The 23,747-nt window shown below is 66.9% G+C and carries 19 protein-coding genes; 12 read left to right on the top strand and 7 right to left on the bottom strand.

Annotated elements, in window-relative coordinates; translation table 11 throughout:
- Nucleotides 1-90 precede the first annotated feature (90 nt).
- From JOE41_RS07275 to JOE41_RS07255, 5 genes are read left to right on the top strand one after another with little or no spacing between them, the layout of a single operon-like run.
- Entirely contained in the window at nucleotides 91-1,392 is a 1,302-nt protein-coding gene (locus tag JOE41_RS07275; RefSeq protein WP_209751743.1) for an XdhC family protein, read from the top strand.
- Nucleotides 1,383-2,354 carry a xanthine dehydrogenase family protein subunit M gene (locus JOE41_RS07270; protein WP_209751741.1) on the top strand — a complete coding sequence of 324 codons (972 nt, stop codon included), beginning with the start codon at nucleotides 1,383-1,385 and terminating at the stop codon, nucleotides 2,352-2,354. Before JOE41_RS07275 ends, JOE41_RS07270 begins: the two co-directional genes overlap by 10 nt.
- Before the next feature lie 2 nt (nucleotides 2,355-2,356).
- Nucleotides 2,357-5,209 (top strand): molybdopterin-dependent oxidoreductase, encoded by a 2,853-nt coding sequence (locus JOE41_RS07265; protein ID WP_209751739.1) that lies wholly within the window; start codon nucleotides 2,357-2,359, stop codon nucleotides 5,207-5,209.
- 7 nt (nucleotides 5,210-5,216) lie between these two features.
- Nucleotides 5,217-6,200 (top strand): aldo/keto reductase, encoded by a 984-nt coding sequence (locus JOE41_RS07260; RefSeq protein ID WP_209751737.1) that lies wholly within the window; start codon nucleotides 5,217-5,219, stop codon nucleotides 6,198-6,200.
- A 53-nt stretch (nucleotides 6,201-6,253) separates the two neighbouring features.
- Nucleotides 6,254-6,994 (top strand): HEAT repeat domain-containing protein, encoded by a 741-nt coding sequence (locus tag JOE41_RS07255; protein WP_209751735.1) that lies wholly within the window; start codon nucleotides 6,254-6,256, stop codon nucleotides 6,992-6,994.
- On the opposite strand, the gene JOE41_RS07250 is transcribed toward JOE41_RS07255, so the two are convergent.
- On the bottom strand, nucleotides 6,991-7,515 hold the full coding sequence (locus tag JOE41_RS07250) for a DUF488 family protein (RefSeq protein WP_209751733.1): 525 nt from the start codon (nucleotides 7,513-7,515) through the stop codon (nucleotides 6,991-6,993). The two genes, JOE41_RS07255 and JOE41_RS07250, sit on opposite strands and share 4 nt — an antisense overlap.
- Nucleotides 7,516-7,585: 70 nt before the next feature.
- On the opposite strand from JOE41_RS07250, the gene JOE41_RS07245 reads away from it, so the two are divergent.
- On the top strand, nucleotides 7,586-8,236 hold the full coding sequence (locus JOE41_RS07245) for a uracil-DNA glycosylase (protein WP_011693241.1): 651 nt from the start codon (nucleotides 7,586-7,588) through the stop codon (nucleotides 8,234-8,236).
- 4 nt (nucleotides 8,237-8,240) lie between these two features.
- Here the strand turns inward: JOE41_RS07245 and nboR are convergent, their stop codons facing one another.
- On the bottom strand, nucleotides 8,241-8,849 hold the full coding sequence (gene nboR / locus JOE41_RS07240) for a nicotine blue oxidoreductase (protein WP_043430020.1): 609 nt from the start codon (nucleotides 8,847-8,849) through the stop codon (nucleotides 8,241-8,243).
- Between the two features lie 84 nt (nucleotides 8,850-8,933).
- The gene (aceE, locus tag JOE41_RS07235) at nucleotides 8,934-11,702 is read right to left on the bottom strand and encodes a pyruvate dehydrogenase (acetyl-transferring), homodimeric type (RefSeq protein ID WP_209751731.1); all 2,769 of its coding nucleotides are present in this window, start codon (nucleotides 11,700-11,702) and stop codon (nucleotides 8,934-8,936) included.
- A 307-nt stretch (nucleotides 11,703-12,009) separates the two neighbouring features.
- Here aceE and JOE41_RS07230 point away from each other — a divergent pair, with 307 nt between their 5' ends.
- From JOE41_RS07230 to JOE41_RS07215, 4 genes are all read left to right on the top strand, one after another.
- The gene (locus JOE41_RS07230) at nucleotides 12,010-13,578 is read left to right on the top strand and encodes an NCS1 family nucleobase:cation symporter-1 (RefSeq protein WP_209751729.1); all 1,569 of its coding nucleotides are present in this window, start codon (nucleotides 12,010-12,012) and stop codon (nucleotides 13,576-13,578) included.
- 40 nt (nucleotides 13,579-13,618) lie between these two features.
- Nucleotides 13,619-14,362, top strand: coding sequence for an aspartate/glutamate racemase family protein (locus JOE41_RS07225; RefSeq protein ID WP_011693237.1), 744 nt, complete (start codon nucleotides 13,619-13,621; stop codon nucleotides 14,360-14,362).
- Nucleotides 14,363-14,404: 42 nt separating this feature from the next.
- Complete coding sequence (locus JOE41_RS07220) at nucleotides 14,405-15,184, top strand: SDR family oxidoreductase (protein ID WP_011693236.1); 780 nt, start codon at nucleotides 14,405-14,407, stop codon at nucleotides 15,182-15,184.
- 220 nt (nucleotides 15,185-15,404) lie between these two features.
- Nucleotides 15,405-16,913 (top strand): C4-dicarboxylate transporter DctA, encoded by a 1,509-nt coding sequence (locus JOE41_RS07215; protein ID WP_011693235.1) that lies wholly within the window; start codon nucleotides 15,405-15,407, stop codon nucleotides 16,911-16,913.
- A gap of 124 nt (nucleotides 16,914-17,037) precedes the next feature.
- Here JOE41_RS07215 and JOE41_RS07210 read toward each other — a convergent pair whose 3' ends face one another.
- From JOE41_RS07210 to JOE41_RS07200, 3 genes are read right to left on the bottom strand one after another with little or no spacing between them, the layout of a single operon-like run.
- Nucleotides 17,038-17,424 (bottom strand): sterol carrier family protein, encoded by a 387-nt coding sequence (locus JOE41_RS07210; protein ID WP_209751727.1) that lies wholly within the window; start codon nucleotides 17,422-17,424, stop codon nucleotides 17,038-17,040.
- Between the two features lies 1 nt (nucleotide 17,425).
- Nucleotides 17,426-18,442, bottom strand: a complete 1,017-nt coding sequence (locus JOE41_RS07205; protein WP_011693233.1) for an asparaginase — start codon at nucleotides 18,440-18,442, stop codon at nucleotides 17,426-17,428.
- A gap of 36 nt (nucleotides 18,443-18,478) precedes the next feature.
- A complete protein-coding gene (locus JOE41_RS07200) occupies nucleotides 18,479-20,056 on the bottom strand; it encodes a molybdopterin-dependent oxidoreductase (protein WP_209751725.1) in 1,578 nt (525 codons plus the stop codon).
- Between the two features lie 91 nt (nucleotides 20,057-20,147).
- On the opposite strand from JOE41_RS07200, the gene purD reads away from it, so the two are divergent.
- Both purD and JOE41_RS07190 read left to right on the top strand, forming a co-directional pair.
- Entirely contained in the window at nucleotides 20,148-21,464 is a 1,317-nt protein-coding gene (gene purD, locus JOE41_RS07195) for a phosphoribosylamine--glycine ligase (protein WP_043430014.1), read from the top strand.
- Nucleotide 21,465: 1 nt separating this feature from the next.
- Nucleotides 21,466-22,419: a phosphoribosylaminoimidazolesuccinocarboxamide synthase gene (locus tag JOE41_RS07190; protein ID WP_209751723.1), complete on the top strand. Its 954-nt coding sequence runs from the start codon at nucleotides 21,466-21,468 to the stop codon at nucleotides 22,417-22,419.
- Between the two features lie 25 nt (nucleotides 22,420-22,444).
- On the opposite strand, the gene JOE41_RS07185 is transcribed toward JOE41_RS07190, so the two are convergent.
- The gene (locus JOE41_RS07185; RefSeq protein WP_011693229.1) at nucleotides 22,445-23,719 is read right to left on the bottom strand and encodes a helix-turn-helix domain-containing protein; all 1,275 of its coding nucleotides are present in this window, start codon (nucleotides 23,717-23,719) and stop codon (nucleotides 22,445-22,447) included.
- Nucleotides 23,720-23,747 lie beyond the last annotated feature (28 nt).

Here is a 23,747-nt window from a genome sequence, read left to right as displayed (position 1 = left end):
GCAGGCGCCACAACTGCCGGTGCTTCCCCCGGCGCACGATAGGAACGAGAATATGGACACCATCGCCGCACAGGAAAAGGGAGTGCAGCAATGTTGGATCTGATGCCTTCACTGAAGGAATGGCGGCCCGCCGCCACCGGGCAGCGCTGCGCACTGGCAACCGTGGTGGGGGCCGGCGGATCCGTACCCCGGCCCTTGGGCACCTCCATGCTGGTGTCCGAGGCCGGCGACGTCCTGGGGAGCCTGTCCGGCGGCTGCGTTGAGGGCGCCGTCGTGGAGGCGGCGCTGGCGGCAATGCACGACGGCGGCACACGCCGCGAGTTTTTCGGCTACAGCGCGGAGGACGCGTTCGCCGTCGGGCTCACCTGCGGGGGAGAGCTGGAGATCCATATCGAACCCCTGGGCACGGCGCCCGGCGCGCTCCGGCTGGAAAGCCTGCGGCTCCTTGCCGGTCAGGGATCCGCCAGCGCACTCGCACTCATCCGCAGGGTGGACGCCCACGGGGGCGGCGCCGTCGTGATTCCGGACCCGGCAAGTTTCCAGGCGGAGCATTCCACGGAACTCGCGGCGCTGCTGGGCCTGCCCGGGCTGGGAGCACCCGCGGCCGGGCATCTGATGCTGGCGGCCGCCGCCCAGCTGGAACCCCTGCTGCGCGGCGGCCGCACGGGCCTGGTCCGGCTCGCCCCGCCGGAAGGCTGCCTTTCCGGCGCAGCCGTGCCGCCTAACGCCCCAACCAGCCCGGCCACCGTAGCGGAACCCGTCACACTCCTCGTAGAGAGCCGGCTGCCCCCTGCGCGGCTGCTGATCTTCGGAGCCAACGACTTCGGCGCCGCCCTGCTGCCCGCCGCCCAACTGCTGGGCTACCACGTGACCCTCTGCGACGCCCGCCCGGCCTTCGCCGGCCAGTCACGGTTTGCCGGGGCGGACCAGGTGGTCACTGCCTGGCCGCACCGCTACCTGGCCGAGGAAGCTTCGGCAGGGCGCATCGACGCCCGTACCGTGGCGTGCGTCCTGACCCACGATCCCAAGTTCGACATCCCGCTGCTGCACACCGCGCTGGGGCTTGACCTCGCCTATGTGGGCGCCATGGGATCGCGGCGCAGCCACCGGCAACGCGTCGATGCACTGCTTGCCGCCGGGGTAGGCCCCGAAGACCTGTCCCGGCTACATTCACCCATCGGGCTGGACCTCGGCGCCGTGACCCCGGCCGAAGTGGCCGTGTCCATCACCGCCGAACTCGTGGCCAGCCGCAGCCGCTCGGCCGGTGCCTCCGTGCTGGCGGCGTCGCTGAAAGACGGCGCAGGCCCCATTCACAGGACCGGCCCCGTTCACGAAACCGGGCCCATTGACAACGTCAACACCGCGCAACACCAGGAGACCCCATGGACATGAACACCATCGACGCCGTGGTCCGCACCGAGGACCCGGCCGAATGGCGCGACGGCGATGCCTGGCTGGCCGGCGGAACGGTGCTCTTCTCCTACGGAAGCCTTGCCTTCGGCAAAGAACCGCTCCGCCGTCTGCTGGACCTCGGCTCCGCCGGCTGGCCCGCCGTCACGGTGACGGACGCGGGCATCGAGCTCGCGGCGACCTGCACGGTGGCGGAGCTGTACGCCCTGCCCGGGTCCGCTGCCGCGGCGGACCAGGACACTGCCTGGCCCGCCTTGGACCTCATCCGCCCCTGCTGCGACTCCTTCGTGGCCTCCTTCAAGGTGTGGAACATGTCCACCGTGGGCGGCAATCTCTGCACCGCGCTGCCCGCCGGCCCCATGACCTCGCTCTGCGCCGCCCTCGACGGAGTGGCCACGGTGCTCGGGGCGGACGGCGCCAGCCGGACCGTCCCGGTGGCGGAGTTCGTCACGGGGGACGGGCGCAACTGCCTGGCACCTGGCGAGCTCCTCCGCAAAGTCCACCTTCCGCCGTCGGCCCTTGCCGCCCGGGTGGCTTTCCGCCGGCTGTCGCTGAGCAACCTGGGACGGTCTGGGGTGCTGCTGCTCGGAAGGCTCGACGACGACGGCACCCTGGTCCTGACCGTCACGGCCGCCACCAAACGCCCCGTGCAGCTGCGCTTTCCGGCCACCGCGGCGGTGTCCGCGGCTTCCCTCGTAGACGCGCTCGACGCCGCCATTCCGGCGGAGCTCTACCACGATGACATCCACGGCCTGCCCGCCTGGCGGAAGGACATGACGTACCGGCTTGCCGAGGAAATCCGGGCAGAGCTGGCAGCCCCTGCCGGGGTTCCGCCGGTCCGTGTCTCCGGGGATTTCTGGCCGCCGCAGCGAAAATCACCACAGCACGGTTCACCACAGCAAACGTCTTCACCGCAGGCTTCGCCTCTGCAGGAAGGGGCCTGAGCATGGCCAACGACACCACCCGCGCCATTGAAATCAACGGCGTCCAGGCCGAAGCCGCGCCGCGCCCCGGCCAGTGCCTGCGCACCTTCCTGCGCGAACAGGGCAACTTCGGCGTCAAGAAGGGCTGCGACGGCGGCGATTGCGGTGCCTGCACCGTGCACGTGGACGGCACTCCCGTGCACAGCTGCATCTACCCGGCCGTTCGGGCCGAAGGGCACTCCGTCACCACGGTCGAGGGCCTGGCCGGCACCTGTGGAACTGCCGGCGCCCTCCACCCGATGCAGCAGCAGTTCCTGGACCGCCAGGGATTCCAGTGCGGATTCTGCACCGCCGGCATGGTGATGACGGCGGCCACGTTCGACGAGGAGCAGAAGGAAAACCTGCCCCGGAACCTCAAGGGAAACCTGTGTCGCTGCACCGGCTACCGGGCCATCGAGGATGCCGTGTGCGGCCAGGAAGGACACCCGGACCCCAGGGGCCCGGGTTCGGGCATCGCCGGCGAAGGCCAGCCCGAGCCCAAGCCGGGCCAGCTCGGAGACGACGTTCCCGCCCCTGCCAGCCTTGCGGTGGTCACCGGGAAAGCCCGCTATACCCTGGACGTTCCGGCAGAGGAGCTGCAAGGGCTGCTGCACCTGAAGCTCCTGCGGTCACCCCACGCCCATGCGCGGGTCGTCTCCATTGACTCGGGCGCGGCCCTGCAGGTTCCGGGCGTCGTGGCCGTCCTCACCCACGAGGACGCTCCGGCGCAGCTTTTCTCGACCGCCCAGCACGAGCTTTACACCGACGATCCGGACGATACCCGCGTCCTGGACAACGTCGTGCGGTTCATCGGACAGAAGGTGGCCGCCGTCGTCGCCGAATCCGTGGCGGCGGCGGAAGCCGGCGTCCGCGCCCTCACAGTCGAGTACGAGGTGCTCGACGCCGTCTTCACCCCCGAGGACGCGATGCGCCCCGGTGCCCCCGCGATCCACGGGGAAAAGGACGCGGTCACGGCCCGCATCAGCCGGCCCGGGCAGAACGTCGTGGCAGAGCTGCATTCGGAACTCGGCAGCGTGGCAGCCGGGTTCGCCGAGGCCGACTTCATCCACGAACAGACATACCGGACCCAGCGGGTGCAGCACACCGCACTGGAGACGCACGCCGCGATCGCATCCGTGGACGGGGAAGGCCGGCTGCAGGTCCGCACCTCCAGCCAGGTCCCGTTCCTGGTCCGGCGCACCCTGTCCCGGGTCTTCGATATCCCGGAAGAACAGATCCGCGTGGTGGCCGGCCGCGTGGGCGGCGGCTTCGGCGGCAAGCAGGAGGTGCTCACGGAGGACGTGGTGGCACTGGCTGCGATGAAGCTGAAGCGGCCGGTGCAGCTCGAATTCACCCGGACGGAGCAGTTCACGGCCGCCACCACCCGGCACCCGTTCACCATCCACCTCAAGGCCGGCGCCAGCAGGGACGGCAGGGTCACCGCGCTGCAGCTGGACGTGCTCACCAACACGGGCGCCTACGGCAACCATGCCCCGGGCGTGATGTTCCACGGCTGCGGCGAATCACTCGGCGTGTACAAGTGCGCCAACAAGAAAGTGGACGCCCACGCCGTGTACACCAACACAGTCCCGTCGGGCGCGTTCCGGGGCTACGGCCTCAGCCAGATGATCTTCGCCATCGAATCCGGCATTGACGAGCTGGCCGCCGGGATCGGGATGGATCCGCTGGAGTTCCGCCGCCGCAACATGGTCCTGGAGGGCGACGACATGCTCTCCACGCATCCCGAGCCCGAGGAAGACGTGCACTATGGCAGCTACGGGCTGGACCAGTGCACGCGGCTGGTGCAGGGTGCCCTGGCCCGCGGGTTGGAACGGTACCGTGCCGCCGGACTGGACGACCTGGGCCCGGACTGGGTCACGGGCGAGGGGACCGCGCTGTCCATGATCGACACCGTCCCGCCGCGCGGCCACTTTGCCCACTCAAAGCTCCGGCTCCTTCCGGACGGAACGTACGCTGCCGACGTCGGGACCGCCGAATTCGGCAACGGCACCACCACCGTCCATGCGCAGCTCGCGGCCACCGCGCTGTCCACGACGGCGGGGCGCATCACGGTGCGGCAGTCGGACACGGACCTGGTGCAGCACGATACCGGCGCGTTCGGCTCGGCCGGAACCGTGGTGGCAGGCAAGGCCACGCTGGCCGCGGCCGAAGAGCTCGCCATCCGGATCCGGGCGTTCGCTGCCGGCATCCGTCAGGTCCAGTCCTCCGGCTGCGTGCTGGAGGATGACGCTGTGGTGTGCGAAGGAACGCGGGTGCCGCTGACGGAAATTTTCGACGCCGCCGAGGCCGCCGGCGTCGAACTCGCCACCGAGGGACACTGGGGCGGCACGCCGCGCTCGGTGGCATTCAATGTCCAGGGCTTCCGCGTGGCCGTAAATACGGGCACCGGCGAACTGAAGATCCTGCAGAGCGTCCAGGCCGCCGACGCCGGCGTGGTGGTCAACCCGCGGCAGTGCCGCGGGCAGATCGAAGGCGGGATCGCGCAGGCCCTCGGCGCTGCGCTGTACGAGGAAGTGAAGGTGGACGCCGGCGGAAAGGTCACCACGGACATCCTGCGGCAGTACCACATCCCCACTTTCGCGGACGTGCCCCGCAGCGAGGTCTATTTCGCCGAGACCAGCGACAAACTGGGCCCGCTGGGGGCGAAATCGATGAGCGAAAGCCCGTTCAACCCGGTGGCGCCGGCGCTCGCCAATGCCATCCGGAACGCCACCGGAGTGAGGTTCGCCGAGCTGCCCATCGCCAGGGACAAGATCTACCTTGGTCTGAAGGAAGCAGGCGTCGCCTCGCGATTTGAGAGCGCTAACGGCCTATAGTCGGATGATGGAAAAGCGAATATTGGGCAAGACCGGACGGAACGTCTCCATTGTTGGCCTGGGGACCTGGCAGCTTGGCGCGGACTGGGGCAACGTGGACCCTGCGCAGGCGCAGGCCATCCTGGCTGCATCCGTGGAAGAGGGCGTCACGTTCTTCGATACTGCAGACGTTTATGGCGACGGCCGCAGCGAGCAGGCCATCGGCGCGTTCCTGGCCGATAACCCGGGCCTGGACATCACGGTGGCCACAAAGATGGGCCGCCGGATGGAGCAGCGGCCGGAGAACTACAACCTGGCCAACTTCCGCGAGTGGACGGACCGGTCCAGGCGGAACCTGGGCGTGGACCAGCTGGACCTGGTCCAGCTCCACTGCCCGCCCACCGCTGTGTACAGCAACGCGGAAGTCTACGATGCGCTGGACACCCTGGTGGCCGAGGGGGCCATCCGTAACTACGGCGTCAGCGTGGAGCGTACCGACGAAGCCCTTGAAGCCATGCGCCACCAGGGCACTGCCACCGTGCAGATCATCCTTAACGCTTTCCGGCTCAAGCCGCTGGACGACGTGCTGCCCGCGGCGGAGGCTGCCGGGGTGGGCATCATCGCCCGCGTGCCGCTCGCTTCCGGGCTGCTCTCCGGAAAATACACCGAGGATACCTCCTTCGCGGAGAACGACCACCGGAATTACAACCGCACCGGCTCTGCGTTCGACGTCGGGGAGACCTTCTCCGGCGTGGACTTCGGGCAGGGCCTCAAAGCCGTGGCCGAGTTCGAGGAACTGGTGCCCGACGGCGTCAGCACCGCACAGGCGGCCATCGCCTGGATCACGGCTCAGAACGGGGTCAGCACGGTGATCCCGGGTGCACGCAACGTGGACCAGGCGCGCTCCAACGCTGCAGCTGCGGATGTCAGCGGCATCGATGCCACGTTCGACGTCGGTGTCCACGAAATCTACGACCGCTACTTCCGCGAATCGATCCACCCGCGCTGGTAGCGCGCAGGATTCCTTGACGGTCAGGGGCACTTCGGGAGCGGGGAAATTGGCCGATGACCAAGCGTTCGGATTACAGGGCGGTGCTGGAGTCGCTCCCCGCTGACCAGTTGGTGGCCTACCTTAACCACGAATCCGGCCTTCCCGGCCCCCGCGGCAACATAGAACTTGCGGAGGCATTCGCCGACGTGGCTGACCCCGCCCTGATCCGAAGGTGCGCGGAGAGCCAGGACGAATTCCTGGCCACCTGCGGCGCCGTCGGCTTTGGCCGTTTACTTGCCGACGGCGAGCCGCAGGCTGCGGAAGTGTTGAGGTCGCTGGCAGCGGATTCCCGCTGGCGGGTGCGCGAGGGTGTGGCGATGGCCCTGCAGCGACTCGGCGATGCGGACATGCCGGCATTGTGGGCCGTAACCGGTGACTGGGTGGATGGCCCGCTACTGGTGCAGCGCGCCGTGGCGGCCGGTATCTGTGAACCCCGGCTGCTCGCCAATCCGGACGATGCCCGCCGGGCGGTGGAGGTCCTGGACCGGATCACGGCGTCAGTCCAGGGCCTGGGGCCCCAGTCCCGGCGTGCCGAAGAGTTCCGCGTGCTGCGGCAGGGGCTGGGGTACTGCTGGAGTGTTGCCATTGCGGCGTCACCGGCGGAGGGCTTCCGCCGGCTGGAAAGGTGGGCGGCCAGCGACGACAAGGATGTGCGCTGGATCGTGCGGGAAAACCTCAAGAAGGCACGCCTGGCCCGGGCCGACCCGGCAGCTGCCGAGCAAGTGGCCGCCGTCCTGGAACGGACAGCTCGTTAGTCCGCCGGATACCACACCCGCTCTCCCTCGACGCGTGCAAACGAAGTCAGGGTGTGGGGTTTGGCGGACTTTTGGGTAATGATGTCCAGCACCTGGACGTTGCGGACCAGGAGTGCGTCACCGATCAATGAGCGGTGGCAGCGCCACGGGACCGCCTCAGCGCACATGATCGCCGCGTTGTTGGTGCGCCCGCGTTCCATCAGCTGATCGATCGCTGACGAGAACTCTTCGGTCTGCATGTAGTCCGCGTACCCCCGGAAAGACGCGTTCCGCCAGGCGCCGTTGGAGCTGTCTTTCCGGGCGTGCCGCAGTCCGCCAAGGGATTCCATCCGCCGGTAGGTGATCCCGCTGGCGCGCACGCTCGCCGCCAGGGCGCCCTCGTTGAACTGCGGATTGTGCCGCGACTTCGCGACGGTGCGCACGTCGATCAGCTTCTTGATGCCGTGGGCCTTGAGGATGCCGACGAATTCGTCGATGGCATGAGTGGAGTGCCCCACCGTGAAGATGGTCATATCCGTCATGCCCCCATGCTACGGCGGCGGCCCGGATATTCTGGATGCCCGACCAGCTGCCAAGGGAAACGGGCATGGAATGACTTCATCGGCAATCGATGCCTTCATCGAGCGGCTCGCGGCCGTGGCAACAGGGCCGGGGTGCAACAACTTCTTCGACCACGCCGTCCCGGAAAATGCGCAGCGCCGGCGGAACCTGGGGATCTACCTGCAGGAAATGCTGGACCGATCCCCGAAAGTGCTGCTGGTGGGGGAGGCCCCCGGCTTCAGGGGCATGAGGGTTACCGGTGTTCCCTTTACCAACCGCACCATGTTTGAGGGTCCGCCCAACAGCTTTGGCCTGTTCGGGCCGGGCAAGGGATATGTGCTGCCGGCTGAAGCAGCCGGCGTCGCAGCCGAGCCCACCGCAACAGTCATGTGGCAGGTCCTGGCCGAGCTGGAAGTCCTGCCCCTGCTGTGGAGCGCCTGCCCGTGGCATACGCACGTGCCGGGGCGTCCGTTGTCCAACCGCACACCGAAGCCGGCCGAGGCAGCACTCGGGACTCCTTTTTGGCAGGCACTGACTGAGCTCTTTCCGATCGAAACCGTGGTGGCCGTAGGCAATGTGGCGCACCGCAGCCTGCACCGGAGCGGCCTGGACGTGCCGAAGATCAGGCATCCCGCCCATGGCGGCCGGTCCGGCTTCAAACGCGGACTGGAGGAGTTGCTCGCAGCGGGAATGCGGCCGTGAGCCGCTAGCCGAGAAGCCCCAGCTGCTCAGGGGTGTCGAGGTCCCCGCCGCCGGACTGGTCGCTGCAGTCCACCAGATCGATGAGCTCGGGGTGGGCCTGCAGGAAATGACGGGCTCCGGCGTCGCCTGTTGCTGATTCAGCCGCGTCGGCTCGCAGGCCGGCGTCCAGCAGCAGCGGATGGCCGCGCCGGAGGACACCGTCCTCACCGCGGTAGGCGGCGGCAGTCACCCGGCCGGGCGCGTGGGCTGCCAGGAGCCGGGACACGGTTTCCGGAGTCAGACCGGGCTGGTCCACCAGCGCGACCAGCACATGGTCGTCAGCTGCCGCTGCGGCAACTCCCAGCCGGAACGAACCGCCCATCCCGGACTGCCAGTCCGGGTTATGGACGACGGTGTACGGGGCCAGGTCGGCGGTTTCGCGGACCCGGACCGCGTCGGCCCCGAGGACGATCACGACGTCGCGGCATCCGCCGTCGAGCAGCACCCCGGCGATCACGTCCACCAGGGTGCGGCCGCGGAACGGCAGCAGGGCCTTGGGGCCCCGCCCCAAACGGGTGCCCGCGCCGGCGGCGAGCAGCACCGCCGTCGTACTCCGTTCCCGTAAGTCAGCCATCGCTCCAGCCTATCCAGCCACATGACAGTTGACGGCAGTGTTCCGTGCGGAACACTGCCGTCAGCTGTTGTATCGATGAGGCGGTCAGGCGTCGCCGCCGGCTCCTCCGGTGGTTCCGGCGTTCACGTCCAGGAGTTTGTAGCGGTCCATGGCGTACGACGGCGCCCCCTCCTCCACGTCGCCCCTCGCCGCGAGCATTTGCAGCGTCTTCACCACGATGGAGTGGGTGTCGTTCTTGAAGAAGCGGCGCGCTGCGGCGCGGGTGTCGGAGAAGCCGAAGCCGTCCGCGCCGAGCGAGGCGAACTGGTTCGGGAGGAACTGGCGGATCTGGTCCGGGACGGCCTTCATGTAGTCCGAGACCGCAACGACCGGGCCTTGCGCATCAGCCAATTGCTGGGCCACAAACGGAATCCGGGCCGGTTCGCCGGGGTTCAGGAAGGCTTCCTCCTCGGCGGCGAGGCCGTCGCGGCGAAGTTCATTCCATGACGTGACGGACCAGACGTCCGCGGAGACACCCCAGTCCTCGGCCAGGATCCGCTGGGCTTCCAGCGCCCAGGGCACCGAAACGCCCGAGGCCAGGATCTGGCTCTTGGGACCTTCCGCACCCGACGCCGATACCCGGTAGATGCCTTTCAGTACACCGTTGACGTCGAGGTTCTCAGGCTCGTTGGGCTGGGTGATGGGTTCGTTGTAGACGGTGAGGTAGTACATCAGGTTTTTATCGGATGCAGCTCCGGTTCCTTCGCCGCTTGCGGCCCCCGGTCCGTACATCCGCTCGATGCCGTCGCGGATGATGTGGCCCATTTCGTAGCCGTAGGCGGGGTCGTAGGTGACGACGGCCGGGTTGGTGGCGGCGAGGATGGGGGAGTGGCCGTCGGCGTGCTGGAGTCCTTCGCCGGTGAGGGTGGTCCGGCCTGCGGTGGCGCCGATGATGAAGCCGCGGGTCATTTGGTCCGCGGCGGCCCAGAAGGCGTCGCCGGTGCGCTGGAAGCCGAACATGGAGTAGAACACGTAGACCGGGATCAGCGGGACGCCGTGGGTGGCGTAGGCGGTGCCGGCGGCGGTGAAGGCTGCGACGGCGCCGGCTTCGTTGATGCCGGGGTGGATCAGCTGGCCCTGGGCGGATTCCTTGTAGGCCAGGACCAGGTCCCGGTCCACGGAGAGGTAGTTCTGGCCGCCCGGGTTGTAGATCTTGGCCGTGGGGAAGAACGCGTCCATGCCGAATGTGCGGGATTCGTCCGGCACGATCGGAACAATCCGGTGCCCGAACTTCTTGTCGCGGAGCAGGTCCTTCAGGAGCCTGACGAAGGCCATGGTGGTGGCGGCCTGCTGCTTTCCGGTGCCGCGCTTGGCGACGTCGAAGGTCTTGGCTTCGGGTAGTTCAATGGCCTTGTGGTCGGGCCGGCGCTCGGGCGTGTAGCCGCCGAGTGCCGCGCGGCGCTCGAGGAGGTAGGCGATCTCCGGCGCATCGTTGCCGGGGTGGAAGTACGGCGGGCTGTACGGGTCCTCCTCCAGCCGGGCGTCGGAAATGGGGATCCTTAGGTAGTCCCTGAATTCCTTGAGGTCGTCGAGGGTGAGTTTCTTCATCTGGTGTGTGGCGTTGCGGCCTTCGAAGTGCGGGCCGAGGCCGTAGCCCTTGACCGTTTTGGCCAGGATGACGGTGGGTTTGCCCTTGAATTCGGTGGCTGCCTTGTACGCGGCGTAGACCTTGCGGTAGTCGTGGCCGCCGCGCTTGAGGTTCCAGATCTGGTCATCGCTCAGGTCCGCGACCATGTCCTTGGTCTGCGGGGTCTTCCCGAAGAAGTGTTCGCGGACGAACCCGCCGGATTCGGCCTTGTAGGTCTGGTAGTCCCCGTCCGGGGTCTCGTTCATGATCTTCACCAGGGACCCGTCGTTGTCCTTGGCCAGGAGGTCATCCCATTCCCGGCCCCAGACGACCTTGATGACGTTCCAGCCCGCGCCGCGGAAGAACGCTTCGAGTTCCTGCATGATCTTCCCGTTGCCGCGCACCGGCCCGTCCAGGCGCTGGAGGTTGCAGTTGATCACGAAGTTCAGGTTGTCCAGGTTCTCGTTCGCGGCGAGCTGGAGCAGGCCGCGGGACTCGGGCTCGTCCATTTCCCCGTCGCCCAGGAACGCCCAGACCTGCTGGTCGGAGGTGTCTTTCAGGCCGCGGTTGTGCAGGTACCGGTTGGACTGGGCCTGGTAGATCGCGTTCATCGGCCCGATGCCCATGGACACGGTGGGGAATTCCCAGAACCCGGGCATCAGCCGCGGGTGCGGGTAGGAGGACAGGGCGTGGCCGGCCTTGGACTTTTCCTGCCGGAACCCGTCCAGGTCCTCCTCGGTCAGGCGTCCTTCCATGAACGCCCGGGCGTACATGCCCGGGGAGGCGTGGCCCTGGAAGAAGACCTGGTCCCCGCCGCCGGGGTGGTCCTTGCCGCGGAAGAAGTGGTTGAACCCGACCTCGTACAGGGTCGCGGCCCCGGCATAGGTGGAGATGTGCCCGCCGACCCCGATGTTCGGGCGCTGGGACCGGTGCACCATGACCGCGGCGTTCCAGCGCATGTACGCCCGGTAGCGCCGCTCGTATTCCTCGTTGCCCGGGAACGGTGCTTCCTGGTCCGCGGGAATGGTGTTCACATAGTCCGTGGTGGTGACCATCGGAACCCCGACGCTCTGGGCGCCGGCACGCTGCAGGAGACTGCGCATGATGTACTGGGCACGCTCGGTGCCCTGTTCCCTGATCAGCGTATCCAGGGACTCAATCCATTCGGCGGTCTCTTCCGGATCACGATCAGGCAGCTGGTTAGTCAACCCGCTGAGGATATGGGAGGTATCTTCTCCTGCAGCCATGGCAGCCTCTTTTCATCTTTGAATGTCTGGGCTCTAAGTTTTCGTATTGTGAGAAAACATTCTTGCCATTCGAGATTATGCAGAAGCGGCCGGGCGGTCAAGGCGGCTGTGCGATGCTGACTCCGGGGCAGGGGGAAAGCTCCTGCGGACGGATTGTGACAGTCTGATGCGCCGCGACGCCCTTGACCATAAGGTGACCCAGGTCATAAAGTTATTCCACTCCTCAAAACCAAATTTCCATCTTGTGGAATTACTCTCTCGGAAGCAGTGGCTTCCGCCATCACCGTCCCTAGAACTGGAGAACCAGATGCAGACGACCCCATCAGTCGGCGTCGAAACGGATTCCGGCCCGACAGAGTTGTCGGACCAGCCGGTCCATCCCGCAACGGGCGTCGAAGCCCTGTGTGAAACAGCGAGCGCCGCGTCCGGGCGCACCATCAGCCCCAGCCTGTACAACATCGACCTTGCTCCGACGAAGCGGGAAGGCCGCCGCTGGACGAGCTACAGTATCTTCACCCTGTGGGCCAACGACGTCCACAGCCTTGGAAACTATGCCTTCGCCATCGGGCTTTTCGCACTGGGCCTCGGCGGCTGGCAGATCCTGCTGGCCCTCGGCGTCGGTGCCGTCCTGCTGTTCGGGCTCCTAAGCTTCTCCGGGTTCATGGGCGTCAAAACCGGAGTGCCGTTCCCCGTCATGAGCCGGATCAGCTTCGGCATCAGGGGAGCCCAGATTGCCAGCCTCCTGCGCGGTGCCGTGGCCGTGGCCTGGTTCGGCATCCAGACCTACCTGGCGTCGGTGGTGCTTCGCGTCATGCTCGTGGCCATGGTTCCTTCGCTGAAGGAGCTGGACTCCAACTCGATCCTGGGGCTGTCCACACTGGGCTGGGCCGCCTTTGTGTTGCTCTGGATCGTGCAGCTGATCATCGTCAGCTTCGGCATGGAAATGATCCGCAAGTACGAGGCTTTTGCCGGGCCCATCATCCTGGTGACCATGGCGGCCATCGCCGTCTGGATCTTCATCGAAGCCGGCGGCTCCATTGCCTGGTCTTCGGACAACGCCCTCGAAGGGGCGGACATGTGGCGCACCATCTTCGCCGGCGGCGCCCTGTGGGTGTCCATCTACGGAACTTTCGTCCTGAACTTCTGCGACTTCACCCGGTCCGCCGTTTCCAAGAAGGCAGTGGTCCGCGGCAACTTCTGGGGCATCCCCATCAACATGCTCCTCTTCGGCGCCATTGTGGTGGTCATGGCCGGCGGCCAGTTCAAGATCAACGGCACGGTCATCCAGAGCCCGTCGGACATTGTCCAGACCATACCGAACACCTTGTTCCTGGTCCTGGCGTGCCTCGCGCTGCTCATCCTGACCATCGCCGTGAACCTGATGGCAAACTTCGTGGCCCCGGTCTACGCCCTGACCAACCTCTTCCCGAGGCACCTGAACTTCCGCAAGGCGGCCTGGGTCAGCGGCACGATCGGACTGATCATCCTGCCGTGGAACCTGTACAACAATCCCCTCGTGATTGTGTACTTCCTCGGCGGCCTCGGAGCGTTGCTCGGCCCGCTGTTCGGTGTCGTGATGGCCGACTACTGGCTGCTGCGCCGCGGCCGGGTCAATGTCCCCGAGCTTTACACGGCTGACCCCGCCGGAGCCTACTACTACAAGAAGGGCGTGAACCCCCGGGCGATCATCGCGCTCGTCCCGGCGGCCGTCGTCGCGCTCCTGATAGCCTTCGTTCCGGCGCTCGAGGCAGCCGCCCCCTTCGCCTGGTTCTTCGCGGCCGGCATCGCCGCAGTGGTGTACTACTTCATCGCCGACCGCTCGCAGCGGCTCGAAGATGTCGACGGCGAATCCATCGCCGTCGCGAGCACGCACTGACGAACGCCACCCGGCCCCACAGACAACGGAAGAAACAACCATGCGCATACTTGTCGCCAACGTGAACACCACGCAGTCCATGACCGACTCCATCGCCGCCCAGGCGCGGTCCGTCGCGGCACCAGGCACCGAGATCGTGGGGCTCACGCCGCGGTTCGGCGCGGACTCCTGTGAGGGGAACTTTGAAAGCTACCTCGCCGCGATCGCCGTCATGGACGCCGTGGTCAACTACCCGGAGCCGTTCGACGCCGTTATCCAGGCCGGGTACGGAGAGCACGGACGGGAGGGGCTGCAGGAGCTCCTGGACGTCCCCGTCGTCGACATCACCGAGGCGGCGGCCTCCACGGCGATGTTCCTTGGCCACAAGTACTCGGTGGTCACCACCCTTGACAGGGCGGTTCCGCTCATCGAGGACCGGTTGAAGCTGGCCGGCCTCGATGCGCGGTGTGCCTCGGTGCGGGCCAGCGGGATGGCCGTCCTGGAGCTGGAAGAGGAGCCGGAGCGGGCTGTCGAAGCGATCATCGAGCAGTCGCTGGCGGCGGTGCGTGACGACAAGGCCGAGGTGATTGTCCTGGGGTGTGGCGGGATGGCCGGCCTGGACGAGGAGATCCGCAAGCGTGCGGGCGTCCCGGTGGTTGATGGAGTGGCGGCCGCCGTGACCATCGCGGAGTCCCTGGTGCGGCTGGGGCTGTCCACGTCCAAAGTCCGGACCTACGCCAGCCCGCGGCCCAAGACCGTCATAGGCTGGCCCGTAACGGCAGCGGACGTGCCCGCTGCGCCGTAGCCGCGGCCCTGGCGGTCCGGCCATCAACGCAAGGAGCGACGAATGACTGCAACCCACCGGCCTGTACCACCCCACCGGCCGGGGCCGGTCGCCGTCGTGACCGGTGCAGGGTCCGGGATCGGCCGGGCGGTGGCGCGGCTTATGCTGGCCGAAGGCTACCGCGTGGTGCTGGCCGGCCGCCGTGAGGCTCCGCTGCTGGAGTCCGCAGCAGGTCACCGCCAGGCACTGGCGGTGACCTGCGATGTCACGGTGCCCGACGACGTCGAACGCCTTTTCGCCACGGCCCTCCGGAAGTGGGGGCGGGTGGATGTCCTGTTCAACAACGCGGGGGTCTTCGGCCCGGCTGCGTCGGTGGACGAAATCAGCGTGGCGGACTGGGATGCGGTGGTGGCGGTGAACCTCACCGGTTCCATGCTGTGTGCCGCCGCTGCGGTGCGGGCGATGAAGGCCCAGGAGCCGCAGGGCGGCCGGATCATCAACAACGGCTCCATTTCCGCCCATTCCCCGCGGCCCCGGACCGTGGCGTACACGGTGACCAAGCACGCCATGACAGGCCTGACCAAGAGCATCGAACTGGACGGCAGGGATTTCGGCATCACGTGCGGCCAGATCGACATCGGCAATACCGCCACGGACATCATGGGCACCATCGGAGTGGACTCCGGCGCCCTGCAGGCTGACGGCAGCCGCCGCGTGGAGCCCACGTTCCCGGTGCAGGACGCCGCCCGCGCAGTGCTGCTGATGGCAGGCATGCCACCAACGGCCAGCGTCGGCTCGGTGGTCATCACGGCAGCAGGAATGCCGTTCATCGGCCGCGGCTAACAACAAGAAAAGCCATACTTTCCGCTGCGTAGGCGGACGTTTGGGCCGGGGTTTCCCCGGACAGGCGTCCGTTTCCGCAGCGGATTTTGTATGCCCAAAAAATCCCATATGATTCCACACTGTGGAAATTGAATTTCCTCTTGCGGAATAATGTGAGCGGGGTTACTTTGGAAACAGACCCCGATCTCCGGGGCTGTTCCCGATTGATAGGTACAGATCAATGAAGATCCCAGACTCTGCGGCGCTGAAGGCGAGTTCGGCGCCGTCGAAGAAGAAGCCCCTGTATAGGTCGCTCTTCTTCCAAATTCTGATCGCCGTTGTGGCAGGTGTTCTTATCGGACATTTCTGGCCGGACCTCGGCTCGCAGCTGAGGCCTCTCGGTGATGGATTCATCCAGCTCATCAAGATGATCATCGCGCCGCTGATTTTCCTGGTGATTGTCACCGGAATCTCGGCCGTAGGCGACGTCAAGGCGGTCGGAAGGGTTGGAGTCAAAGCCCTTCTCTACTTCACCGCGGCCACGCTCTTCGCGCTGGTCTTCGGCCTGATCGTAGGCAACATCGTCCAGCCCGGTGCCGGGCTGAACATCGATCCCAGCACGCTCTCCCAGGAAGCGTTGAACGCGAAAACCGGCACCACGCCGCCGAAAGACGCGGCCCACTTCATCCTGGACATCATTCCCACCAGCGTGATCGGTGCCTTCGCGAGCAACAGCCTCCTGCAGGTCCTGTTCTTCTCCGTGTTCTTCGGCGCGGCCATCGTGGTCATCGGACGCGAGCGCTGCATGCCGGTCATCAGCCTCATGGAAACTGTCCTGGAGCTCATCTTCAAGATCATGTCCTGGATCATGAAGGTGGCGCCCATCGGTGCCTTCGGAGCTATGGCATTCATCATCGGCCAGTACGGCCTCGGTACCCTCGGCACCTACGCCAAGTTGATTGCAGCCTGCTACGGCGCCGCCGTCGTCTTCATCGCGCTGTTGTTCCTTGTCGCCTGGGGCTTTGCCCGGGTTCCGCTCTGGCATTTCCTGAAGTACACCCGCGAAGAGTTCCTGCTGGCGCTCGGAACTGCCTCCACCGAGGCTGTTATGCCGCGCATCATGACCAAGCTGACCAATGCAGGCTGCTCACGGGCCACGACCGGCCTGGTGGTTCCCACCGGCTATTCGTTCAACCTCGACGGCGCCGCCATCTACCTGTCCATCTCCCTGCTCTTCCTGGCGCAGGCTTTCGGCCACAACCTGGACCTTGGCCAGCAGTTGGCCGCCCTCGGCGTCCTGCTCCTGACCTCCAAGGGCATGGCCGGAGTGCCCGGGTCCTCGTTCCTCGCCCTGTCCGCCACCGCAGCCGCCTTGGGAATCTTCCCGGTTGCCGGCGTGGCACTGCTCCTTGGCGCAGACCGTCTGATGGATTCCATGCGGGTTGTGGTCAACCTGCTGGGGAACTGCGTAGCCACGTTCGTGGTCTCCAAATGGGAGGGCCAGTTCGATCGCGGCGTCATGGTCCGTGCGTTCCGCGGCGAAATCACCAATCACGACTCTGCCATCATGCTCGGCGTCGAGGATGACTTCGAGGACCAGGAGCTCGAGCGGATCAGCGGCGGAGAGGCTCCGTCGCCCAAGTTCCGCGGCGGTCCCAACCCCGAGGATATCCCCGGATTCCAGATGAGCCGGCCAGGAGGCCGTCCGGCCCCGCATGAGCGCAGCTCGGCCGCTATCAACCACGAATAGGCGCCGTCCGTCCAAGCTATAGAGGCCCTACACCGCACCAAACGCAGCCCCGTCCCGGGAATCACCGGGGCGGGGCTGCGCGTTGCCGCCGCCAGCGTCCGGCCAACGTCGGCTGGAGCAGGGGCTACAGCGGGAGAAGTTCCGACAGGTCCGCCCGCAACCCAGATGCCGCCACTTTCCCGGATGCCACGGCGTCGGCCCAGCCCACCTGGCCGGTGGCCATCGCAAGCCAGGTTGCGGCGTCGCACTCGATGACGTTAGGGGGAGTTCCGCGCGTGTGCCGCGGTCCTTCCACGCACTGCGTGACGCCGAACGGCGGAACGCGCACCTCCACGGAGTTGCCCGGCGCCCTCGCCGTGACCTCCTCCAGGGTGTAGCGCACCGCCGTCGCGGTCACGGCACGCGGAACGCCCGACGCCGGTCCGCCCGACGCCGGTCCGGCGGCTTCCAGCCACGCGGCCAGGGCGGCGCGGCCTTCTTCGATATCAATGCGTCGACGTGAAACAGCCATGTCAGTCCAGGAGCGCCGAGACGGCATGGCCCAGCCGGATCTTGCCCACAGGCCGTCCGCCGCCGAGGACGGGTTCCACTACTTTTTCCAGCACGCTGGAGACGCCCGGGATGTCCACGGCGCCCGAGGCGGCCAGCAGGGTCAGGCCCACCAGCGTGGTGGCGCGCAGGTTTCCGTCCAGCACCTTGATGGCCACGGAAACGCCCGTGGTGGTGGCCATGGCAAGCACGCCTTCCGCACCGATCTTGGCGATGATCTCCAGTTCGTCCATCACGATGGTGTTGGGCTCACCCTTGCCCTGGACTGCCCACGGGTAGTCGAGCATGGAGGTCGCGATGGTGGCGGCGCGCGCATTGGAATTCTTGTCCCCGGGGGCCTTGGCCAGCCGCGAGTAGGCCCGTGCCAGCCCGGTCAGGGAGATGGCCGCCACCGGAGCGCCGCAGCCGTCGATCCCCAGGTGCGCGATCCGCTCGCCGGAGTATTCCTCGATTGCGGAGCGGACGCGCTGCTGCAGCGGATGGTTGGGCTCAAGGTAGCTGTGTGTGTCCCAGCCGTTTTCCGTGCAGGCCCACAGAAACGCGGCGTGCTTACCCGAGCAGTTGAACGCGAGCTTGGACCTGCCCTGTTCGGACCGGATCAGCCAGTGGCGGGCGTTCTCGTCCTGCGGCCAGGCAGCAGGGCACTGCAGCTGCTCCTCCTTGACCCCCGCGGCCTTCAGCATCCCCTCCACGACGTCCATATGGTCCAGGGAACCGGTGTGGCTGGCGCAGGCCAGGGCGACCTGTGCGCCGCGCAGGGGAACCCCGGACTGCATGGCCGCCAGGGCCTGCAGGGGCTTCAGCGCCGAGCGGGCGTAGATGGGGGTGGTGATGTCGCCGAGCTGCGTGACCACCGTTCCGTCGGCGGCAAGGACCACGGCTGAGCCGATGTGCCGGGATTCGACGAAACCGCTTCGTTCCACGACTGCCAGTTCGACGGCGGACTCCACTGTGAATGTGGCATGCGGATTTTCTGGCATGGCTAAAGTCTATGGTGCCGTTGCCTGAAACCCGGGCTATTGCACGGTCACCATGACCGACTGCCAGCCGGAAGCGCCGTCGGGCACGGGATCGGCGCGCTTGTCCGTCTGGACCTCGCCGGTACCGTCCGTGGCCCGGGCCTTGATGTAATGCGGGCCAGGGGTGGCGTCCCATTCGAACGACCACTGGCGCCACGTCACCACGGATGCTTCGGTGGACAGCACCGCCTCGGTCCAGGGGCCGTTGTCGATCTGCACCTCCACCTTGGTAATGCCGCGCGTCTGCGCCCAGGCGGTGCCGCCGATGGCCACTTTGCCGGCCGGGACCTGCGCGAAGGACTTGGGCACCTCCACCCGGGCCATGGTCTTGATGGGACCGCGCTCGGACCAGCCGCGGTCCGTCCAGTAGGCCTTGCTGTCAGCGAAGCGGGTCACTTCAAGGTCCACCACCCATTTGGTGGCGGAGACAAAACCGTATAGGCCCGGGACCACCATGCGGACGGGGTAGCCGTGTTCCAGCGGCAGGGGCTCGCCGTTCATGCCGATCGCCAGCATGGCGTCGCGGTCATCCTGCAGCACCTCGAGCGGAGTCGACGCGCTGAAGCCATCCTCGGAGGTGGACAGCACCATGTCTGCGCCGTCCTTGGGGCGGGCCATCTTGAGGACCTCACGGAGGGGCAGTCCCAGCCATTTGGCGTTGCCCGCCAGGTTGCCGCCCACGGGATTCGACACGCACGTGAGTGTCACGTGGGACTCAATCAGTTCGGCGTCGAGCAGGTCCTGGAACGTCAGGGTGACTTCCTGCTCCACGAGGCCGTGGACGCGAAGCTCCCATTCCTCGGCGTTGATCTCCGGCACGCTCAGGGCCGTGTCGATCCGGTAGAACTCGTTGTTGGGGGTAATCCACGGCGTGACCCCCGGGGCGGCGGACTGGACACCCGCCGGTACAGCGGGGGCTGCCTTGGCCGGGGAAGGCAGCTGGAGCGATTCGCGGGCCTGGGCAATATTGCTCCGTGCCGCGCTGAGCAGCCGGCCGCCGGTTGCCGCGATGGCAGCCGCCACTGCGGTGATCCCGCTGGCGGCGAAGAAGGCGCGGCGGGTGGTGGCCGGGCGTTCGGTGTCCTTGGCGGCGACATCCGCGGCGACGCCGGGCCATGAACGCATCCGCCACAGCCGCGTGATCAGCAGCCGCAGCACCACCAGCCCGGCCGCGGTGCCGATCAGCGAAGGGATGGCGTCCAGCGGTTCCACGCTGGCCCGGGTCACAACGCTGGCAACAATGACCGCGCCCATCAGGAGGACGCCGGCCACGCCCAGCGACCACTTCCGGTACGCCACGACGCCGAGCACGCAGGCGAGCAGGAAGATGGTCAGTCCCATCCCCGCGAACAGTGCCGCCTTGTCATTGGTGCCGAACGTGGCAATGGCGAAATCCTTCAGCCACGGCGGCGTGAAGTCGATAAAGGTTGAGCCGAGGGCAATGAGCGGCGTTGCCCGCGCCGTGAAGAAGGCGCCGATCAGTTCCGCAACGGAAAGTACGACGGCGGCCGCAGCCACGCCTGCCAGCGCGGCCAGCGCAGTGGGACCCTTGAGCCAGTTCGTAAGCTTCTTCATGCCGGGGGTTCGTAGCTGCGGCCGTTAAGGATTGACGGGGGCAGGTCACGGCTTAGGACCGGACCGGGTGCACAAAGTACCCTTGGAGACTGTGAAGGTACTCGTCATTGGCCCTGGTGGCCGCGAACACGCCATTGTCCGCTCCCTGCTTGCAGACCCCAACGTTTCCGAAGTCCATGCGGCTCCGGGCAACGCGGGTATCGGCAAGCTGGTCCCCACCTACGCCATTGACGGCAATGATCCGGACGCCGTAGCGGCCCTGGCCACCAAGCTGGGTGTGGACCTCGTGGTGGTTGGTCCCGAGGCGCCCCTGGCCGCCGGGGTTTCCGATGCCGTCCGTGCAGCCGGGATCCCCGTCTTCGGACCCAGCAAGGCGGCCGCCCAGCTGGAGGCCTCCAAGGCATTCGCCAAGCAGGTCATGGCCGAGGCCGGCGTTCCCACCGCCATGGCGCGCGTTGCGAGCACCGCCGAGGAAGCTGCCGACGCGCTGGACACCTTCGGCGCCCCCTACGTGGTCAAGGACGACGGCCTGGCCGCCGGCAAGGGCGTGGTGGTTACCAACAACCGGGACGAAGCCCTGGCCCACGCCCAGAGCTGCTTCGACGCGGGCGGCTCCGTGGTGATCGAAGAGTTCCTGGACGGTCCCGAGGTTTCCGTGTTCGTCCTGTGCGACGGCCGGAACACGGTGGCACTCTCCCCGGCGCAGGACTTCAAGCGCATCTTCGACAACGACGAAGGCCCCAACACCGGCGGCATGGGCGCCTACACCCCGCTGGAGTGGGCGCCCGAAGGCCTGGTCCAGGAAGTCATCGACCGCGTGGCGCAGCCCACGGTCAACGAGATGGCGCACCGCGGAACCCCGTTCGTCGGCGTGCTGTTCGTGGGCCTGGCCCTGACCTCGCGCGGCACCCGCGTCATCGAATTCAACGTCCGCTTCGGCGATCCGGAAACCCAGGCCGTCCTGGCCCGGCTCAAGACGCCGCTCGGTGCGCTGCTGCTGGCAGCTGCCAAGGGCGAACTGGACAAAGCGGAAGAGCTGCGCTGGTCCAAGGACACCGCGGTCGCCGTCGTCGTCGCCTCGGAAAACTACCCGGACACCCCGCGAACGGGTGACCGCATCCGCGGCCTCAAGAAGGTGGACGAGCTGGAAGGCGTCCACGTGATCCACGCCGGCACCAAGCTGGACGAGGAAGGCAAAGTGGTCTCCGCCGGCGGCCGCGTGCTCGCCGTGGTCGCGCTGGGAACCGACCTCGTGGAGGCCCGGGAACGCGCGTACGACGGCGTGGAGCTGGTACAGCTCGAAGGCGGGCAGTTCCGCACCGACATCGGGCGCAAGGCGGCCCGCGGCGAAATCAAGGTCTCGGCCCCGTCCACCGGAACGCTGCCCGTAACGAAGGCGAAGGCATAGCATGACCGAAAATTCCCCCCTTGAAGCAGCTCCCAAGGCCGGGCTGGACACCGCCACTTTGGATCTTCCGGGCTGGCGCCACGTCTACTCCGGCAAGGTCCGGGACCTCTATGTGCCCGCGGACGATTCCCTCGCCCGGCAGTTCGGCCAGGACTGCGTCCTGGTGGTGGCCAGCGACCGCATCAGTGCCTACGACCATGTGCTTTCGAGCGAAATCCCGGACAAGGGCCGCATCCTCACCCAGCTGAGCCTGTGGTGGTTCGACCAGCTCGACGTCGCACACCACGTGCTGGCATCCACCGTTGAGGACGGCGTCCCCGCGGCGGTCGAGGGCCGCGCCATGATCTGCAAGAAGCTGGATATGTTCCCGGTGGAATGCATTGCCCGCGGCTACCTCACCGGATCCGGGCTCCTGGAATACCAGAAGTCCCGCACCGTGTGCAGCATCCCGCTGCCGGAAGGCCTGGTGGACGGTTCCCGGCTCGACGAAGCCATCTTCACGCCGTCCGCCAAGGCAGAGGTGGGGGAGCACGACGAAAACATCACCTATGACGCCGTGGTGGGCCTGGTGGGCGAGGACGTTGCCGCCCGCCTGCGCGAGCTGACGCTGAAGATCTACACCAAGGCCGAGGAAATCGCACGCGGACGCGGCATCATCCTGGCCGACACCAAGGTGGAGTTCGGCTTCGACGTGTCCACCGGCGTCATCACCCTGGGCGACGAGGTCCTCACCCCGGACTCTTCGCGCTTCTGGGACGCGGCCACGTATGAGCCGGGCAAGTCCCAGCCGTCGTATGACAAGCAGTACGTCCGCGACTGGCTGACATCCGACGAGTCCGGCTGGGACCGGGCTTCGGACGTACCGCCGCCGGCGCTGCCGGAGGACGTGGTGAGCCGCACGCGCGGCCGCTATGTCGAGGCGTACGAAAAGCTCACCGGACGGGCGTTCGTCTAGGGGACGTTATTGAGGCCGGGCTCGCCTAGCTGGCCTCAGCAGCTGCCTGGGCAGCTGCTGCGCGCCGCTGGGCGAGCTTGATCTCCAGCACGGCATCCATGGCCTGCTGGACGCGGTCGGAGGCGCCGGCGGCACTGAATTCCTGCTGCGCTTCCTCGAGGAGCACCAGTGCCTCGTCGGATTCACCGGCGGCCTTGAGCGACTTCCCCAACAGGAGTGAGACTTCGCCTGCCGTGTGACGGGCCAGTGCCTTCCGCTCGGCGTGGATTTCGCGGAGCTTCTCCACGGCGGCCGGGATGTCGCCGGTCAGGTACAGCCAGCGCGCGCGGATGAACGCGACTTCCAGCTGGTCTGTCTTGTTCCCGCCCACGATGGACAGGGCCAGTTCGGCGCGCTCGATGGCGGAGAGGGTTTCCGGTTCCACGATGCCCGAGGAGAGCCGCACTGCCGCGGATGCCTTGTTGAAGCGGGCCCACAGCTCGATGTCATTTGCCGGCGAGAGCAGTTTGGCGGCGCGTTCGTGGTACTTGATGCCCTCGGGGTAGTCATGCCGCATGAACGCCACGTTGCCAATCACCCAGGCCACCTCGCCGGCGAGCTGCGAAATGGATTGGTCGTCCATCTGGTCGTTCATGGCCTGGCAGTAGGTCCAGGCTTCGTCCAGCCGTCCGCTTTCAGCCAGCGCGCCGATCAGGGCACGCAGGGCACCGATGATCAGCGTTGACCCCTTCGGCAGCTGCGAGCAGAGTTCCACGGCCTTCTGGGCATGCTCGACGGCGGTGGCCAGCTGGCCCTGCCCGTGGCACACCGCGGCGAGCATCTGGCGGGCGCGTACGCCCAGGCCGGCGGACTCCGTGGCCATGGGGTGCTCCAGGAGGTGCTGCATGATGTTCTGGCATTCCTGCAGCTGGCCCTGCTTCATGAGGCACTCCGCCTGCATGTAGGTCATGTTCCACCAGGCGCTGGTGTTCTTGCCCTCGAGGGCTATCTGGGCCGCTGTGGCGGCGTGCGCCGCCGCGAGCGGATAATCCCGCAGGTCCCAGGCCTGCCGGGCGTAGAGACCGGCCAGGACATACTCGGCGTCGCTGACCGAGATGGGCTGGCTCCACGCTTCCAATGCCTTGGGGGCCAGCTCGAGCCTCCGGGCTAACTCTTCGATAACATCGGCGGTAGGTTCACGCCGGCCTGTTTCCAAGAGGGAGATGTAGCTGGGAGAATAAAGGTCCTTTCCCAGTTCTGCTTGCGTCAACCCACGTTCGAGTCGTTCGGCGCGGAGCTTCTCCCCGAATCCGTTCCCCACGGGTTTCCTCCTTATTCCGGACAGTCTT

This window comes from Arthrobacter sp. PvP103, assembly GCF_017833075.1.
In the GTDB taxonomy this organism is placed as follows: domain Bacteria; phylum Actinomycetota; class Actinomycetes; order Actinomycetales; family Micrococcaceae; genus Arthrobacter.
This window is presented reverse-complemented; position numbering and strand designations above follow the sequence as displayed.